At 70.9% G+C, this 16,174-nt stretch carries 13 protein-coding genes; 9 read left to right on the forward strand and 4 right to left on the reverse strand.

What is annotated here, in order from left to right:
- Positions 1-18 precede the first annotated feature (18 nt).
- Genes idi through ACWIBS_RS00590 form a run of 7 tightly spaced genes read left to right on the forward strand, consistent with a single transcriptional unit; the run spans position 19 to position 5,580 of the window.
- A complete protein-coding gene (idi, locus tag ACWIBS_RS00560) occupies positions 19-570 on the forward strand; it encodes an isopentenyl-diphosphate Delta-isomerase (protein ID WP_376128395.1) in 552 nt (183 codons plus the stop codon).
- Positions 567-1,616, forward strand: a complete 1,050-nt coding sequence (locus ACWIBS_RS00565; RefSeq protein WP_376128393.1) for a polyprenyl synthetase family protein — start codon at positions 567-569, stop codon at positions 1,614-1,616. The genes idi and ACWIBS_RS00565 overlap by 4 nt, the downstream gene beginning before the upstream one ends.
- Positions 1,613-2,500 carry a phytoene/squalene synthase family protein gene (locus ACWIBS_RS00570; protein WP_376128391.1) on the forward strand — a complete coding sequence of 296 codons (888 nt, stop codon included), beginning with the start codon at positions 1,613-1,615 and terminating at the stop codon, positions 2,498-2,500. Before ACWIBS_RS00565 ends, ACWIBS_RS00570 begins: the two co-directional genes overlap by 4 nt.
- Positions 2,497-4,050 carry a phytoene desaturase family protein gene (gene crtI, locus ACWIBS_RS00575; RefSeq protein ID WP_376128389.1) on the forward strand — a complete coding sequence of 518 codons (1,554 nt, stop codon included), beginning with the start codon at positions 2,497-2,499 and terminating at the stop codon, positions 4,048-4,050. Before ACWIBS_RS00570 ends, crtI begins: the two co-directional genes overlap by 4 nt.
- A gap of 2 nt (positions 4,051-4,052) precedes the next feature.
- The gene (locus ACWIBS_RS00580; protein WP_376128387.1) at positions 4,053-4,397 is read left to right on the forward strand and encodes a lycopene cyclase domain-containing protein; all 345 of its coding nucleotides are present in this window, start codon (positions 4,053-4,055) and stop codon (positions 4,395-4,397) included.
- Positions 4,394-4,705: a lycopene cyclase domain-containing protein gene (locus ACWIBS_RS00585; RefSeq protein WP_376128385.1), complete on the forward strand. Its 312-nt coding sequence runs from the start codon at positions 4,394-4,396 to the stop codon at positions 4,703-4,705. The genes ACWIBS_RS00580 and ACWIBS_RS00585 overlap by 4 nt, the downstream gene beginning before the upstream one ends.
- Complete coding sequence (locus ACWIBS_RS00590) at positions 4,705-5,580, forward strand: prenyltransferase (protein ID WP_376128413.1); 876 nt, start codon at positions 4,705-4,707, stop codon at positions 5,578-5,580. Before ACWIBS_RS00585 ends, ACWIBS_RS00590 begins: the two co-directional genes overlap by 1 nt.
- A 180-nt stretch (positions 5,581-5,760) precedes the next feature.
- Here the strand turns inward: ACWIBS_RS00590 and ACWIBS_RS00595 are convergent, their stop codons facing one another.
- Positions 5,761-8,694 carry a UPF0182 family membrane protein gene (locus tag ACWIBS_RS00595; RefSeq protein ID WP_376128384.1) on the reverse strand — a complete coding sequence of 978 codons (2,934 nt, stop codon included), beginning with the start codon at positions 8,692-8,694 and terminating at the stop codon, positions 5,761-5,763.
- Between the two features lie 59 nt (positions 8,695-8,753).
- Positions 8,754-9,875 carry a YlbL family protein gene (locus ACWIBS_RS00600; protein ID WP_376128382.1) on the reverse strand — a complete coding sequence of 374 codons (1,122 nt, stop codon included), beginning with the start codon at positions 9,873-9,875 and terminating at the stop codon, positions 8,754-8,756.
- A 128-nt stretch (positions 9,876-10,003) separates the two neighbouring features.
- Here ACWIBS_RS00600 and ACWIBS_RS00605 point away from each other — a divergent pair, with 128 nt between their 5' ends.
- Positions 10,004-11,398 carry a zinc-dependent metalloprotease gene (locus ACWIBS_RS00605; protein WP_376128381.1) on the forward strand — a complete coding sequence of 465 codons (1,395 nt, stop codon included), beginning with the start codon at positions 10,004-10,006 and terminating at the stop codon, positions 11,396-11,398.
- Positions 11,399-12,124: 726 nt separating this feature from the next.
- On the opposite strand, the gene ACWIBS_RS00610 is transcribed toward ACWIBS_RS00605, so the two are convergent.
- Together ACWIBS_RS00610 and nudC are read right to left on the reverse strand one after the other, a co-directional pair.
- The gene (locus tag ACWIBS_RS00610) at positions 12,125-13,894 is read right to left on the reverse strand and encodes an ATP-dependent helicase (RefSeq protein WP_376128379.1); all 1,770 of its coding nucleotides are present in this window, start codon (positions 13,892-13,894) and stop codon (positions 12,125-12,127) included.
- Positions 13,891-14,787 carry an NAD(+) diphosphatase gene (nudC, locus tag ACWIBS_RS00615; RefSeq protein ID WP_376128377.1) on the reverse strand — a complete coding sequence of 299 codons (897 nt, stop codon included), beginning with the start codon at positions 14,785-14,787 and terminating at the stop codon, positions 13,891-13,893. The genes ACWIBS_RS00610 and nudC overlap by 4 nt, the downstream gene beginning before the upstream one ends.
- A 106-nt stretch (positions 14,788-14,893) precedes the next feature.
- Here nudC and ACWIBS_RS00620 point away from each other — a divergent pair, with 106 nt between their 5' ends.
- The gene (locus ACWIBS_RS00620) at positions 14,894-16,171 is read left to right on the forward strand and encodes a phosphotransferase (RefSeq protein WP_376128375.1); all 1,278 of its coding nucleotides are present in this window, start codon (positions 14,894-14,896) and stop codon (positions 16,169-16,171) included.
- Positions 16,172-16,174 lie beyond the last annotated feature (3 nt).

Below are 16,174 nucleotides of genomic sequence, written 5' to 3' on the forward strand. Positions count from 1 at the left end.
GCAAACTGGAGGATGGGGATGCTGGAAACCGAGTACGTTGTGCTGCTCGACGACGACGGCGAGGCGATCGGCACCGCACCCAAGAGCAGCGTCCACGGTACCGAAACCGCGCTGCATTTGGCATTCTCGTGTCACGTGCTCAACGACGAGGGCCAGGTTCTCGTCACGCGGCGCGCCCTCGACAAGAAGACCTGGCCGGGCGTCTGGAGCAACTCCTTCTGCGGTCACCCCCGCCCCGCCGAGCCCGTCGTCGCCGCCGTGCACCGTCGTGCCGAGTACGAGATCGGCCTCACGCTCACCGACATCGAGCTGGCCCTCCCCCTCTTCCGCTACCGTGCGACCGACGCCAACGGCATCGTCGAGCACGAAGTGTGCCCCGTCTACACCGCCCGCACATCCGCAGAGCCCGTACTCAACCCGCTCGAGGTCATGGACGCGAGATGGGTCGATCCCGCCGACCTCGCCGCATCGCTGCGCACGACGCCGTGGGCCTTCAGCCCGTGGCTCGTGCTGCAGTCCCAGCAGCTGCAGCTCTTGAACGGCGTCGAGATGCAACGCCGCGCGTCATGATCGGCGTCGCCTCCCACATCGACGTCGACGCCCCGATCGACGAAGCACTCGCCCGCCTGCGGACCCGTGCCCTCGGACCGGGATTCGACGCCCTCGCCGCTGCCGTCTCGCGCGCCGCGCGCGGCGGAAAGCGGATGCGGCCGCGCCTGGTCGCGGCATCCTTCGAGGCCTTCGGCGGCGATGCCGCGTCGACGCCCGCGCTGGCTCCCGTCGCCGCCGCATTCGAGCTGCTGCACGCGGCCTTCGTCGTGCACGACGACGTCATCGACCACGACATCGAGCGGCGCGGCGTGCCCAACGTGGCGGGCGAGTTCCGCGCGCGGGCTCTCGACAGCGGGGCGGATGCCACGGGCGCGGCGCTCCTCGGAGACACGGCCGGCATCCTCGCGGGCGACATCCTGCTGCACGAGGCGTCGCGCCTGGTCGCACTGGCGGGACTGCCCCCGCCCACGCTCGCCCGGATCTACGACCTTCTCGACGACGCCGTCCACGTGTCGGCGGCCGGCGAGCTCGCCGACGTCGAGAACAGCGTCACGGGCGGGCAGGTCCCCTCATCCACCTTGCTCGACACGGCACACGACAAGACGGCCGTCTACTCGTTTCGCGCACCCCTCGGAGTCGGTGCCATCCTCGCCGGCGCCCCCGACGACGCCCGTCAGCTGCTGCAGCGCATCGGCGGACGGCTTGGCCTGGCGTACCAGCTCGTCGACGATCTCATCGGCGCCTTCGGCGATGAGACGCAGGCCGGCCGTGCGATCGGCGGCGACCTGCGCGAGGCGAAGCAGACCCCGCTCGTCGCCCTCGCGCGCGACACGGCGCAGTGGACGCGCGTGAGCGACGCCCTCGCGCTCGCGCACACGGGGCCCATCGCCGTGCGTGACGCGCAGCTCGCCCTCGAGGCCAGCGGAGCGCGCGACAGCCTGCGTGAGCTCATCGCCGACACCCTCGCCGGCGTGCGCTTCTCGGCCGGGGACGCCGTGCTGCCGCCCCGCGTGGGCACGTTGCTGAGAGAGCTCGCCGACCGCGTCGAAGAGCGGGTGCCGTGACCGACCGCACCGTCCGCCAGGGCGGTCCGACCGGACTGCGCCTCTACGACCGCACGGCGCGTGACGCGGCCGCTGTCGTCATCTCCGCCTACTCGACCTCGTTCGGACTCGCGGGGCGCCTGCTCGGCGCGCGGCCACGCCCGCACGTGCGCAACATCTACGCGCTCGTCCGCGTCGCCGACGAAGTCGTCGACGGCCCCGGCGAAGCGTCGGGCCTGACGGCCGACGAGGTACGCGAGGTCCTCGACGCGCTCGAGGTGGAGACCCTCCGGGCGATCGATCGGGGCTTCAGCGCGAATCTCATCGTGCACGCCTTCGCCCGGACGGCGCGGGAGTGCGGCATCCGCGAGGATCTCGTGCGTCCCTTCTTCGAATCGATGCGCACCGACCTCGCCACGACGCAGCACGATGCCGCATCGCACGACGACTACGTCTACGGCTCGGCCGAGGTCGTGGGCCTCATGTGCCTGCGGGTCTTCGTCAACGCCGGCTCGCCGCGTCCCGCGGATCCCCCGGCCGACCTCGTCGACGGAGCGCGGCGCCTCGGCGCGGCGTTCCAGGACGTCAACTTCCTGCGCGACCTCGACCACGACGAGGGCGCGCTCGGGCGCGACTACCTCGGCATCGACGGCGCCGAGACGACCCGCACCGACGTGCTCGACCGCATCGACGGCGACCTCGCGGCGGCCGCCTCGGTCATCCCCCGACTCCCCCGCGACTGCCGCGCCGCGGTGACGGCCGCGCACGACCTGTTCGCGGCGCTGTCCAGGCGCCTCCGCGCCTCGGACTCCACCGCGGGGCGCGTACGCGTGCCCGACCCCGTCAAGGCAACCATCGCCGCGCGTGCGCTGCTCGGCGCCGCACCCCGAAGGACGCGCACATGACCGGTACGACCTCCACCATCGTCATCGGGGGCGGCATCGCGGGACTCGCGACCGCCGCACTGCTCGCCGCCGAGGGCCACCGCGTGACGCTCGTCGAGGCGCGCGACGAGCTCGGCGGGCGCGCCGGCTCGTGGGAGCACGACGGCTTCCGCTTCGACACCGGCCCCAGCTGGTACCTCATGCCCGAAGTGTTCGACCACTTCTTCCGGCTGCTGGGCACGAGCGCGGCAGAAGAGCTCGATCTCGTCCGTCTCGACCCCGCGTACCGGGTCTACAGCGAGGGCGCCGAACTGGTCGACGTGCACTCCGGGCGCGAGCAGGCCACGGCCCTGTTCGAGAGCATCGAGCCCGGCGCCGGTGCGCGTCTGGAGACCTACCTCGACTCCGCCGCCGATGCGTACGACCTCGCCGTCACGCGCTTCCTCTACGACACGTACGAGACGACGTCGGGCCTGCGCGACCGCGAGATCATCAAGCGCCTGCCGACCCTCGCGCCGCTGCTGACCCGCACCCTCGCCTCGCACGTCGACCGCCGATTCACCGATCCGCGTCTGCGGCAGATCCTCGGCTACCCCGCCGTCTTCCTCGGCGGCTCGCCGTATGGCGTGCCGAGCCTCTACCACCTGATGAGCCACCTCGACCTCGGCGACGGCGTGCTCTACCCGCGCGGAGGCTTCACCGAGGTCATCTCCGCCATCGAGCGCTGCGCCCGCGCCCGCGACGTCGAGATCCGCACGGGCAGCGAAGTGGTCGAGATCCTGACGACGGATGCCACCGCCACCGGCATCCGTCTGGCCGACGGCACCGTGCTCGACGCCGATCGCGTCGTCTCGACGGCCGATCTGCACCACACCGAGACGAAGCTGCTGCCGCCGCAGCTGCGCTCCTACCCGGAGCCGTGGTGGCGCTCGCGCACACCGAGCCCCGGTGCGCTGCTGGTGATGCTGGGCGTACGCGGAGAACTGCCGCAGCTCGCCCACCACACGCTGCTGTTCACGAGCGACTGGCGGACCAACTTCGAGGCGATCTTCGGCAAGGACACCCGCATCCCCGACCCCGCATCGCTGTATGTGTGCCGCCCGAGCGCGACCGACGACTCGGTCGCCCCGCCGGATCACGAGAACCTCTTCGTGCTCGTCCCGGTGCCCGCCGACCCCAGCCTCGGCCATGGCGGGATCGACGGCGCCGGCGACGCCCGGATCGAGCGCGCCGCCGATGTCGTCATCGAGCAGATCGCGCAGTGGTGCGGCATCCCGGATCTGGCCGAGCGCGTCGTCGTGCGCCGCACGGTCGCGCCGGCCGACTTCGAGGCCGATCTGCACGCGTGGCGAGGCAATTCCCTCGGCCTCGCGCACACGCTGGGTCAGAGCGCCGTCTTCCGGCCCCGCAACGTCTCGAAGAAGGTCGACGGGCTCATGTACGCGGGCACCTCGGTGCTGCCGGGGATCGGACTGCCGATGTGCCTCATCTCGGCGGAACTCATCGTCAAGCGCCTGCGCGGTGACCGCACCCCCGGTCCGTTGCCCACGCCGCGACGTGCGAGAGTGTGAGTGTGCCCGGCCTCTACCTCGTCGCGATCCTCGTCAGCGCAGCCGGCATCGCCGCTTTGGACGCGCGCTGGCGCCTGGCGGCGTGGCGCACGCCCGGCCGCACCCTGGCAGCCGTGGCGATCGGCACGGCGTTCTTTCTCGCGTGGGATGCCGCCGGGATCGCCCTCGGCGTCTTCGTCAAGGGCGACAGCCCGCTGCTGCTGGGGATCGACCTCGCCCCGCACCTGCCGGTCGAAGAGCCGGTGTTCCTGGCCTTCCTCTGCTATCTCGGCCTCGTCGCCTACGCCGCTGCCGATCGCTTCGTCGCCCGTCGGCGCGCCGCTGCCGAGTCGGGGGGCAGGTCATGACCTACCCGTTGCTCGTCCTGCCCTTCGTCGCCGTCACGGCGATCGTGACGCTCGCCACGGTCCGCCGTCCCCGTTTCGGACAGCGTATGGCGGCGTCGGGCATCGCCGCACTCGTGCTGGTCGTCCTGACGGCGGTCTTCGACAACCTGATGATCGCGGCTGACCTGTTCACCTACCCCGAACAGCACTTGAGCGGCATCCGCATCGGGTTGGCCCCGATCGAGGACTTCTCGTATGCCGTGTGCGCCGCCTTCCTGGTACCCGCCGTGCACACGCTGCTGGCCCGACGCACTCCCCGAGAGGCATGATGCGCTCCCGCACCGTCCTGGCGCAGCTGTTCGTCTCGTCTCGGCCCGTCAGCTGGATCAACACCGCCTATCCGTTCGCGGCGGCCTACCTGCTCACGACGCGGTCGATCGATGCCACGCTCATCATCGGCACGCTGTTCTTCCTGATCCCCTACAACCTCGCCATGTACGGGATCAACGACGTCTTCGACTACGAATCGGATCTGCGCAACCCGCGCAAGGGCGGCGCGCACGGCGCGATCCTCGACCGCCGCCTGCACCGCGCCACGCTGTGGGCAGCTGCACTGTCGTCACTCCCGTTCGTGGTGTATCTCGTCATCGTGGGCTCGCCCCTGTCGTGGCTCGTGCTCGCGATCAGCCTCTTCTTCGTCGTCTTCTACAGCGCGCCGCCGCGGCGGCTGAAGGAAGTCCCCTTCGCCGACTCGGTGACCAGCAGCATCCACTTCTTCTCACCGGCCGTCTATGCACTCGTGCTCGCGGGTGCGGCGTGGACGTGGCAGCTCGCGGCGATCATCGTCGCGTTCGCGCTGTGGGGCATCGCCTCGCACGCCTTCGGCGCCGTGCAAGACGTCTTGGCCGACCGGGAAGCCGGCATCGCCTCGATCGCGACCGTTCGTGGTGCTCGCTGGACGGTCTGGTTCGCGCTCGTCGCCTATGCCGCCGCAGGCCTCGCGATGCTCGCCACGGCGTGGCCCGGTCCGCTCGCGGCGATCGTCGTCCTGCCCTACCTCGCGACCGTCTGGCCGCATCGCCGCGTGACGGATGCGACGGCGGACACCGCGACCCGCGGGTGGGACCGGTTCCTCTGGCTCAACCAGTTCGGCGGCTTCGTCGTGACGCTGCTGCTCATCTGGTACGCGATCACGACCGCCTGAACGGCCGCGACTCCCGGCGGCGAGCCGGGCCTTCGTGGACGCACTCTCCGCGCCCGGCGACGGCTGGAGCAGTCTGCAGAGGCCGCCCGCGACCATCAGGGTCGGCGCAGCCCGGCGAGCGTGACGAACCACACGACGAAGAACGCCCCCGCCGGTGAGGCGGGGGCGTTCTTCGTGCGATCAGCGTTCGCCGAAGGCGATGAGCTTCTCGACGGCGGCGGTCAGTCGCTCATCCGCCTCGGCGAAGGCGGCGAGGTCGCCGGCCTGCAGCGCCGTGTTGCGGTCGATCATGGCCTGACGGGCCTCTTCGAGTGCCGTGGCGTAGTCGCCTGCCGGCGGCGTCGGCGCGGGCTGCTCGGTGCCGGGCTCGGTCGGGCTCGGCGTCGGGGTGGGTGTCGGAGCGGGGGTCTCGCCCTCGTCGGGCACGACCTCGCCGTCACCCGTCGTCGCACCCGAATCGCCACCGAACAGCGAGTCGAGTGCTTCGCTCAGCGTGTCCTCGAAGGCGATGTCATCGCCGAACGCGACGAGCACCTTGCGCAGCTGCGGCAGCTGGGTGCCCTCGGCCGCCTGCACGAAGACGGGCTGCACATAGAGCAGTCCACCGCCGACGGGCAGGGTCAGCAGGTTTCCGTTGAGCACTTCGGACTGGCCGATCGTGAGCACGTTGATCTGCTGCGACACCGTGGGATCCGAGTCGAACCGGTTCTGCACCTGGCCGGGGCCGGGCACCGTCGTCTCGGCCGCGATCTCCAGCATCCGCAGCTTGCCGTAGTTCTCGCCCTTCTTGCCCGCTTCACCGCCCGCGTTGGAATCGGCCGCGAGGTACCCCATCAGGACGTTCCGACTCTCGGCCCCCGTCGAAGACGACGGGATGAAGGTCGTGAACATCGAGAACGACGGGTCGTCCTGGCCCGGCATCTGCATCGTCAGGTAGTACGGCGGCTGCAGGGCGTTCTCGTTCTGCGGGTCGGCCGGGGTCGCCCAGGCGTTGTCACGCTCGTAGAACGACTGCGCGTCGTCGACGTGGTACACCTGCAGCATCGCGCGCTGCACCTTGAACAGGTCGGTGGGGTACCGCACGTGCGAGATGAGATCGGCCGGCATGTCCGCGATCGGCTTGACCTCGGTCGGGTAGACGTTCTGCCACGTCTGCAGCACGGGGTCTTCCGGCTCCCACGCGTACAGCGTGACCGAGCCGTCGTAGGCGTCGACGGTCGCCTTGACCGAGTTGCGGATGTAGTTGATGTCATCGAGCGCGAAGCGCGGCTGCGTGTTGTTCGAGTCGGCGATCGCGTCCGACAGCGACACGGTCGTCGAATACGGGTAGTTCGAGCTCAGCGTGTAGCCGTCCACGACCCACTTGATGCGTCCGTCCACGACCGTGGGGTACGGGTCGCGGTCGAGCTCGAGATACGGGGCGACCTTCGACACGCGCGTGAGCGGGTCGCGGTCGTAGAGGATCTGCGACTCGGCGTTCACGCCGTCGGCGAAGAGGATCTGCTCGGACTGGAACTTCAGCGCGTAGATGAGGCGGTTGAAGACGTTGCCGACCGAGGGTCCGCCGTCGCCGTCGAACGTCGTGCGCGGTCCCGCGTTGCCGTCGCTGCCCGACGGGTAGTCGAGCTCGATCGGGTCGGTGCCCTCGGGCGCGCCGACGATCGAGTAGGGCGGCGACGACTCGCCGAAGTACACGCGCGGCTGGAAGTCCGGGTTGTCCGAGAGGAAGCCCGCCGCCGGGATGCCGCGCTCGAGGAAGACGGGGTTTCCGTCGACCGTGCGCTCGTTGCCGGCTGCCGCGATCATGCCGTAGCCGTGGGTGTAGACGAGCGTCTCGTTGACCCACGAGGATCCGGCGCCGAGCTGATCGATGTTCAGCTCGCGGACCGACACGATCGTGTCCTGCATCTCACCGTCGATCTCGTAGCGGTCGACGTCGAGGGGGTTCTGGAACTGGTAGTACGGACGGTACTGCTCGAGCTGGCGCACCGTCGGGCCGATGATGGCGGGGTCCATGATGCGGATCTGCGTCGTGGTGGCGGCGTCGGCGCGCAGCTGACCCGCGTCGGCGGTCGTCTCGGCGGAGAATTCGGTCTTCTCGAGTTCGTCGATCCCGTACGCGGCCTTCGTGCCCTCGAGGTTGCGCTGATAGTACTCGCGCTCGTACGCGGCCTGGTTGGGCTGCACCTGGAAGGTCGTGACGACCCACGGGTAGCCGACGCCCAGCACGATGGCGACGACCACGAGCAGCGCCGTGCCGATGAGGGGGAAGCGCCAGCGGCCGATGACGGCCGTGACGAAGAACAGGATCGCGACGATCACGGCGACGATCGCGAGGATCATCTGACCCTGGATGACGGCGTTGACCTCGGTGTACCCGGGGCCCGTGATCCGCCCGCCGGCGCCGGGCTGCACGAGAGTCAGATAGCGGTCGATCCACAGGCTGACGCCCTGGACGAGCAGGTAGAGACCCGCGAGGACGGCGAGCTGGATGCGCGCGGACTTCGAGATGCGCAGCTCCTTCTGCCCGATGCGCACCGAGCCGTACAGGTACGACACGAGCGCGGTGACGAGCAGGCAGATGAGCAGGGTCGCCGAGACGAAGCCCACGACGGCGGCGTAGAAGGGCAGCGCGAACATGTAGAAGCCCGAGTCGAGCCCGAACTGCGGGTCGCTGTCGGCCGTCGCGACGCCGTTGATCCACATCCACGTGGTCTGCCACTGCGCCGACGCGGAGAAGCCGGCGAAGAAGCCGAAGAAGATCGGGATCCCCCACATCGCGAGCCGACGCAGCGGCTCGACCACTTCCTGATAGCGGTCGAGCTGCGAGCTCAGGCGCGCGTAGACGGGCCGCAGCCGGTAGGCGAGCTGGATCGCTCCCCACACCGGCACCGCCATGCCGAGGAATCCGACGACGAACATGATGACGCGCGCGGTCCACTCCGTGAGGAGGACACCGTCGAATCCGAGCTGCTCGAACCACAGCCATTCGGAGTACAGGTTCGCGAAGACGAAGAACGCCACCACCAAGGCGGCGATGATGGCGAGCGAGATCGCGATGATCCGGCGGGAGCGGGGGGGCGTGGCCTGGTTCGGCGCTGAGGTCGTGGTCACCTCCCCATCCTACGCGGCAGGATTCTGGGGTTTCGCCGAGTCCGCCACGGCGAGGCCGCTCAGCCGGTCGTGCAGGTCGGCAGCGCGTCGAGGTCGCCGTCCTCGCGGACGGCCTCGAGCACGTCGAGGGCGTCGTCGAGCGTCGCGACCGAGAAGACCCGCAGACCATCCGGCACGTGGCCCATGACCTCGCCGCAGTTGGACTGCGGCGCGAGGAACCAGTCGGCGCCGGCATCGAGCGCGCCCCACATCTTCTGACGGATGCCGCCGATCGGACCGACCGTCCCCTCGGCCGAGATGGTGCCCGTGCCGGCGAAGCTCTCGCCGCCGGTGAGCTCCCCCGGCGTGAGGACGTCGATGATGCCGAGCGCGAACATCATTCCCGCGCTGGGCCCGCCGACGTTGTCGATCTGGATCGTGACGTCGAAGGGGAACTCGTACTCATTGGTCAGGGTGACCCCGATGCGCCACACGGCGCCTTCGGCGCCCGCCGTCTCACGCGGAGTGAGCCGCACCGTGCGCTGCGCCCCGTCGCGTTCGATCTCGAGCGTCATCGTCGCACCGTCGCCCGACTCCACGAGGGCGCGCAGTGCCGCGGCATCGGCCACCGGCTCGCCGTCGGCGCTCACGATGACGTCCCCGACCTCGAGGACGCCCTCGGCGGCCGAGTCGGGAGCGATCGCGTGCACGAGCAGCGTTCGCCCGACGTCGTAGCCCAGCTCGATCAGGGCCGCCGCGGTGGCCTCCTGCTGCGAGTCGACCATGAGCGCGGCGCTCTCCTCGGTGCGCTCCTCACTCGTCTGCCCCGCTGGGAAGACCGAATCGATCGGCAGAACCGCCCGTGTCTGGTCGAACCAGGCCACCGCGAGCTCGAACCACGACGGCGTTCTCTCGCGGTTGCCGACGACCTGGACGGTGAGCAGATCCAGCGCACCGGAGGTCTCGTGGGTCTCGGCCCCGTCGACCGAGATGAGAGGCACCTCTTCACCGTCGGCGGTCGACGCCGTCCCGAGCGTGTTGTATACCGGCCCCGGGCGCTGCACGACGTACGAGGTCGGCAGGAAGGTCAGCACGAGCAGCACGACCATCGCGAGGGCGAGCGCCCACAGACCCGCGAGGACACCGCGCGTCATGCGACGGCGGCGGGGACGGATCGAGACGTTCTCGTCGAAGAGCGCCACGGCGGAACCTTCCTGTGCCTGGTCGTTCGCGACCGGCGTAAGGCGTTCAGCGTGCTGCCGGGGAGTGCGAGGGGATGCTGCGACTAGCGTAGATCCTGACGTCATGAACCGGCTGAAAGGCGCCTGAAGTGTCAGACGACGACCGCAACCCCGAAGACGATCTGCAGGAGCTGCTGCGTCAGCTGTTCGGAGGTCAGGGCGTCGACTTCGACCCCGAACAGCTCTCCCGGCTCACCGGCATGCAGATCGATCCGGCCATGATGCAGATGGTCATGCGCCACCTGCAGGGCGCTTTCGAAGGCGGCGAGGACGACGGCATCTCCTGGGATGCCGCCCGGCGCCAGGCCCTGCACATCGCCAACCAGGACGGCCTCGGTGTCACGACCGGAGAGCGCACGGATCTCGACCAGGCGTTCGCGCTCGCGACGCTGTGGCTGAGCGAGGCGACGACGATCTCGGATCTCGCCGCTCCCGCGCGCGCGATCACGCGGGGCGCATGGGTCGAGGCCACGCTCCCGGTCTGGCAGGAGCTCGCCGCGCCCGTCGCGACGAGCATGGCCGACGCGATGACCTCGGCACTCAGCGAGCAGGCGCCCGATGACATGCAGAGCATGATCCAGGGCGCTGGCAAGCTCATGCGCCTCGTGGGCGGGTCGCTCTTCGCGGCGCAGCTCGGCCAGGTCGTCGGCAACCTGTCGAAAGAGGTCGTGTCCGGCGGCGATGTCGGCATTCCCCTCATGCCCGATGGCGACGCCGCCATCCTGCCGCAGAACTTCGCCGATTTCGGCCGCGATCTCGAGATCCCCCACGACCAGCTCGCACTCTTCGTCGCGACGCGTGAGCTCGCCCACGCACGGCTCTTCCGGCACGCGCGTTGGCTGCGCCTGCACGTCATCTCGCAGGTGACCGAGTTCGCCCGGGGGGTGCACGTCGACACCGACGCGCTCGAAGAGCTCGCGGCGCGTTTCGACCCCGCCCAACCCGACGAACTGCGTCAGGCCATCGAGAGCGGCGCGCTGCTGCCCCAGCGCTCCGAGGCCCAGACCGCCGCCCTCACCCGGCTCGAGAACCTGCTCGCGACGATCGAGGGCTGGGTCGATGTCGTGACCGAGAACGCGCTCGCACGCCTGCCCTCCGCCGACCGGATCTCCGAGGTCGTCCGTCGTCGGCGTGCCGTCGGCGGACCGGCCGAACGGGCACTGGGTTCACTCGTGGGTCTCGAACTGCGGCCGCGCCGCATGCGCGAAGCCGCCGCGATGTGGCGCGCCGTGACGGACGCCGTCGGCGTCGCCGCTCGCGACGCCCTGTGGGACTATCCCGACCTCATGCCCACCGCCGAGGACATCGACGACCCCGCCGGTCTCGTCGCGCGGCTCGAGGCCCGCGCGCGAGGAGAAGCACCCGCCCGCGACGAGATGGATGACGCGCTCGAGCGACTTCTCGCGGGCGAGGAGGCCGAGAACGGCACTCCCGGCGACGACGCTCCCGAAGACGGCACCCCCGAGGACAATCAGCCGGTCTGAGTCGATCGGCTCCTCCCCAGGGGCGCCGGCCTGTGGATTACCGCCCGCGCGACGGCGTGGCGCGGCATGATCTCGTCATGCTCCGTCTCGATCCCGCGCATCCGCCTGTGTGGCGCACCCCCTCGACCCTGCAGTTCGGTGCCGATGCGCGCGCGATCCTCACCGACACCGTCCCGTGGCAGGAACGGCTCGTGCGCGAACTCGAGATCGGCATCCCCGATTCGGCGGTCGATCCCGTCGCCCTCGCGCTCGGGGCGCCGGAGGGCGGGGCGAGCGCGCTGCTCGACGTGCTGCGACCCGTGCTCATCGCCGACGGGCCGCTCCTGCGCGTGCGCGCCGTCCTCGCACCGTCACCGGTGTTCGACTCCGCTCTCGTCGCGGCTGTCACGAGGGGTCTCGCGTCGACCGGAGTGCAGATCGTCGACGACCCCGCGGCCGAACCGCCCGACATCGCCGTCGTCATCGCGCATCACGCCGTCGAGCCCCGCCTCGTGAGCGGGTTCATGTCCGCCGACGTGCGACACGTGCCGATCGTCTTCTCGGGACACGGGGCCGACGTCGGGCCGCTCGTCACTCCCGGGCGCACACCGTGCACGTCATGCCTGGCGGCGCATCGGCGCGATGCGGACGCCGCCTGGCCCGCCGTCGCAGCCCAGCTCGCTCACCGCGCGGCGCCCGCGATCGCGGGCAGTCTCGCCCTCGAGGCGGGCATCGCGGTCATGCACCTCATCCGCGAGGATGCCCGGCACCCGGAGCGCTCGTCGACGACCTCGCTGGTGCTGCACCGCGACCGCGCGCACCGCGAGATCCGGATGCATCGACCGCACGCAGAGTGCCGCTGCCGATCTCTCGCAGGAACCGCGAGGGCTGCCGGTTCCGGTGCCCCCGCGCCCACGACAGAGCGAGCGTACGCGCGGCCCGCGTGATGCCGACGTAGGCGAGCCGTCGCTCCTCGTCGACCTGCTCGAAGGTCGTCGCGTAGCTGATCGGAAGCTGACCCTCGGCCACCCCCACGAGATGCACGTGGTCCCACTCGAGGCCCTTCGCGGCGTGCAGCGTCGCGAGGGTCACGGTGCGCAGGGCGGGTTCGTCGTGCGTGCGCGCACGCGCCATGAGCTCGTCGGTGAAGGCGCGCAGCGTCGTCGTCGCGGGTGCTTCCTCGGCCAGTCGCAGCACGGCGGCACGCGCCTCCCACGCATCGCGCAGAGCACCCCCCGCTTCGGGCGGATCGTCGGTGAGCCCGCGTGAGCGCAGGATGTCGCGGACGGTGTCGACGAAACCCGTCGCGATCGGCGCGACCGTCGCCGCACGCAGCTCCATGATCGCCTGGCGCACTTCGGGCAGGTCGAAGAAGCGACGACCGCCGAGCACCGTCACCGCGACACCGGCGTCGGCGAGGGCGCGGCTGATCTCCGCCGATTGGGCGTGCGCGCGATAGAGCACGGCGATCCCGCGCGGGTCGACGCCGTCCTGAAGCTGCGCGCGGACGCGGGCTGCGACACCGCGCGCCTCGGACTGGTCGTCCGGGTACTCCGTCACGGTCGGTGCAGGTCCCTCGGCGGCGGCACGCTCGGCGGCGGTCAGGTGCAGTGCGCCGGGACGACCGCGCATGAGCGCGTTCGCGACCGCGAGGATCGCGGCATCCGATCGGTAGTTCGTCTCGAGCCGCACGACAGTGGCATCGGCATGCCTGCTCTCGAACTCGAGGAGGTACTTCGCCTCGGCACCCGTGAACGAGTAGATCGTCTGGCTCGCGTCGCCGACGACGCACAGATCCTTGCGCTCGCCCAGCCACAGTTCGAGCAGCCGATGCTGCAGGGGCGAGACGTCCTGGAACTCGTCGACGGTGAAATGCCGATACTGCTCGTGCACCGCCCGCGCGACCTGCGGCTCGGCCTCGAGCATGCCCGCGCACGAGAGCAGGACGTCTTCGAAGTCGATCTGGCGCCGCTCGTCTTTGAGTCGCTCGTACGCGCGCTGCAGATCGATGACCCGATCCACCGGCAGCCGGCCGACACCACGAGGGCGAGCGGCGGCGTACTGGTGCGTCGAGCGCATCGTGACCTTGCGCCACTCGATCTCGGAGGCGACGTCCCGCAGCGTGGGCGTGTCCAGATCGAGCCCGATGCCGTCGGCGGCATGTGCGAGCAGACGCACCTTGTTGTCGACGATCCGCGGCATGGTGTCCCCGGCGAGAGTCGGCCAGAAGAAGTTCAACTGCGCCAGCGCCGCCGCGTGGAACGTGCGGGCCGCGACGCCCTCGACTCCGAGGGCTCGCAGCCGCCCGCGCATCTCGCCCGCTGCCTTGGCCGTGAAGGTCACCGCCATGACGCGCCCGGGCGAGTACGCCCCGACGTCGACGCCGTGAGCGATGCGATGCGTGATGACCCGGGTCTTTCCCGTGCCGGCACCCGCGAGCACCGCGACGGGACCCCGCAGCGTCGTGACGGCTTCGCGCTGCCGGTCGTCGAGTCCCTCCAGCGCGCGATCGGTCACGACCGGCCCCCGTGCCAGCCGCTGATGAGGCGATGGGCGATCGAGGCGGGCCCCGGCAGCAGGATCTCGCTGCGGCCGGCGAGCGCGTCGCCGACCTCGTCACGCGTGAACCAGCGCACAGCCGCGATCTCCTCGCCGTCGGCGAGCGCCGCGTCGTCGTCGACGGCCGTCGCGAAGAAGCCGAGCATGAGCGAACGCGGGTACGGCCACGCCTGCGAACCGCGGTAGCGCACGTCGACGACGTCGACGCCGGACTCCTCGCGCACTTCGCGGTGCACGGCCGCTTCGAGCGACTCCCCCGCCTCGGCGAACCCGGCGAAGCACGAGAAGCGGTCGGCGCTCCACAGTGCGTTCGAGCCGAGCAGCACGCGCTCGGCGTCGGTCGCACTCGTGACGGCGACGATGACGGCGGGGTCGGTGCGCGGGAAGTGCTCACGTGCGCACCCGGGACAGCGTCGCGACCAGCCCGCGTTCTCGACATCGCACCGTGCGCCGCAGGCGGGACAGTGCGGCGCTTCGCGCAGCCACCGGCCGAGGCTCACCGCCGCGACGAACGCGTCCGCGTCTTCTCCCGCGAGAGCGCCGCCGGCGGTGCGCAGGCCGGCCCAGCCCTGCGGCGCGTCGAACGGGTCGAGCTCGGCGGGTTCGACGGCCGCGGCGAGCAGCGCGGCGCCGTCGGACGCACGGCCGATGAAGCCCCACTCCGCACCGTGCGGAGCGGCATCGGCGGCGACCCAGTGCAGTCGATCGGGGCCGGCCAGCGGCGCCGCGTCTCCCGCGACGACGAGCACGCGCGTCGCGGGGTCGGCTCGCGCGTCGTCGATGAGACCGGGGACAGCGCGCTCGTGGGCGGACCGGTCGAGGGCTCCGTCACGCACATCGCGCACCGTCATGCAGGCCCCTTCACATCTGTTCGCAGACCGTGGCCACCGGACACCGGGTCGTGGTGTGCGGGCGTGGCGCGAGGACGGCCCGGCGCGCCCCACCTAACCTGGGCACATGGCACGCTCTCCGTTCACTCTAGCCGCGTCCATAACGTCGGCTCTTCCCCGGGTCGGCGTCGTCGGAGTGGGCACGCTGACCGAGGGCGCGGGCGGTCGATACGACACCGCCGTCGCCGATCTCGAGGACGGTCGGCGCGTCGTCGTCCGTGTTCCGACCGAGCCCGCGGCCGGTGCCGAGCTCGCCGCCGAGGCGCGCGCGCTCCGCGCGCTGACGCCCGGAGTGCGCAACCTGTTGCCGTTTCGCGCCCCCGAGCTGCTGGGCGAGACGGCGCTCGACGGTGAACGGGTCGCCGTCGTCGACTTCCTCCCCGGGTATCGCGTCGACCCGGGGCATCTTCCCGCGGGGCGAGGTGCTGCCACGTCGCTCGGCGAAGCGCTCGCGGCCGTGCATTCGCTGCCCACGTCGGTCGTGCGCACCGAGGGGCTTCCCGTACGCACTCCCGCCCAGGTGCGCGACGACGTCTCCCGCCTCGTCGACCGCGCCATCGCGACGGACGTGCTCCCGCCTGCGCTCGCGGACCGCTGGCGGCGCGCGCTGACGGCAGAGGAGCTGTGGCATTTCGAATCGGCCGTCGTGCTCGGCGGCATCGGGTCGGCGTCGTTCCTCTTCGAAGATGTCGACGACGCCCCTCGCGTCACGGGTCTGCTCGAGTGGCACGGTCTGGCGGTGGGTGACCCCGCGATCGATCTGCAGTGGCTCGCCACGGCGCCCGCCGCAGCCGACGACGTCTACGCGGCCTACACGGCGCACAGCGAACGCGCCCCGGATGCCCGTGTGCGCGAACGCGCACGACTGTACGCCGAGCTCGAGTTCGCGAAGTGGCTCATCCATGGCCACGAATCCGAGCGCCCCGACATCGTGGACGATGCCTCCGCACTGCTCGATTCGCTCGCGGCGAGTGTCGGCGCCGAAGACCTCGTCGCCGACGGGCACCTCGACGTCGACGATGCGATCGCCCTGCTCGATCGCATGCCCGCGGCATCCGCCGTGCCCGTCGACACCTCGATGCAGACCGACGCCTACGATCCCGAGCAGCTGTCGCAGTGGATCGCCGACGAAGACGACGAGGCGCCACGAGACACGGACGCCGCCGAGACGGATTCCGACGCGGATGCCGACGAGCCGGCGTCATCCGGTGGGATGGAGTGGACCCCCGACGACGTCTCGACGGGACCCGTCGATGTCACGCCGCGCCGCGCGGACGACGGCGATGCGGTCGCCGACGCGGAGCGCGCATCCGACGCCGCGCTGCGCCGCTGGCTCGCGGACTGATCG

The sequence above is a fragment of the Microbacterium sp. NPDC055442 genome (genome assembly GCF_053644215.1).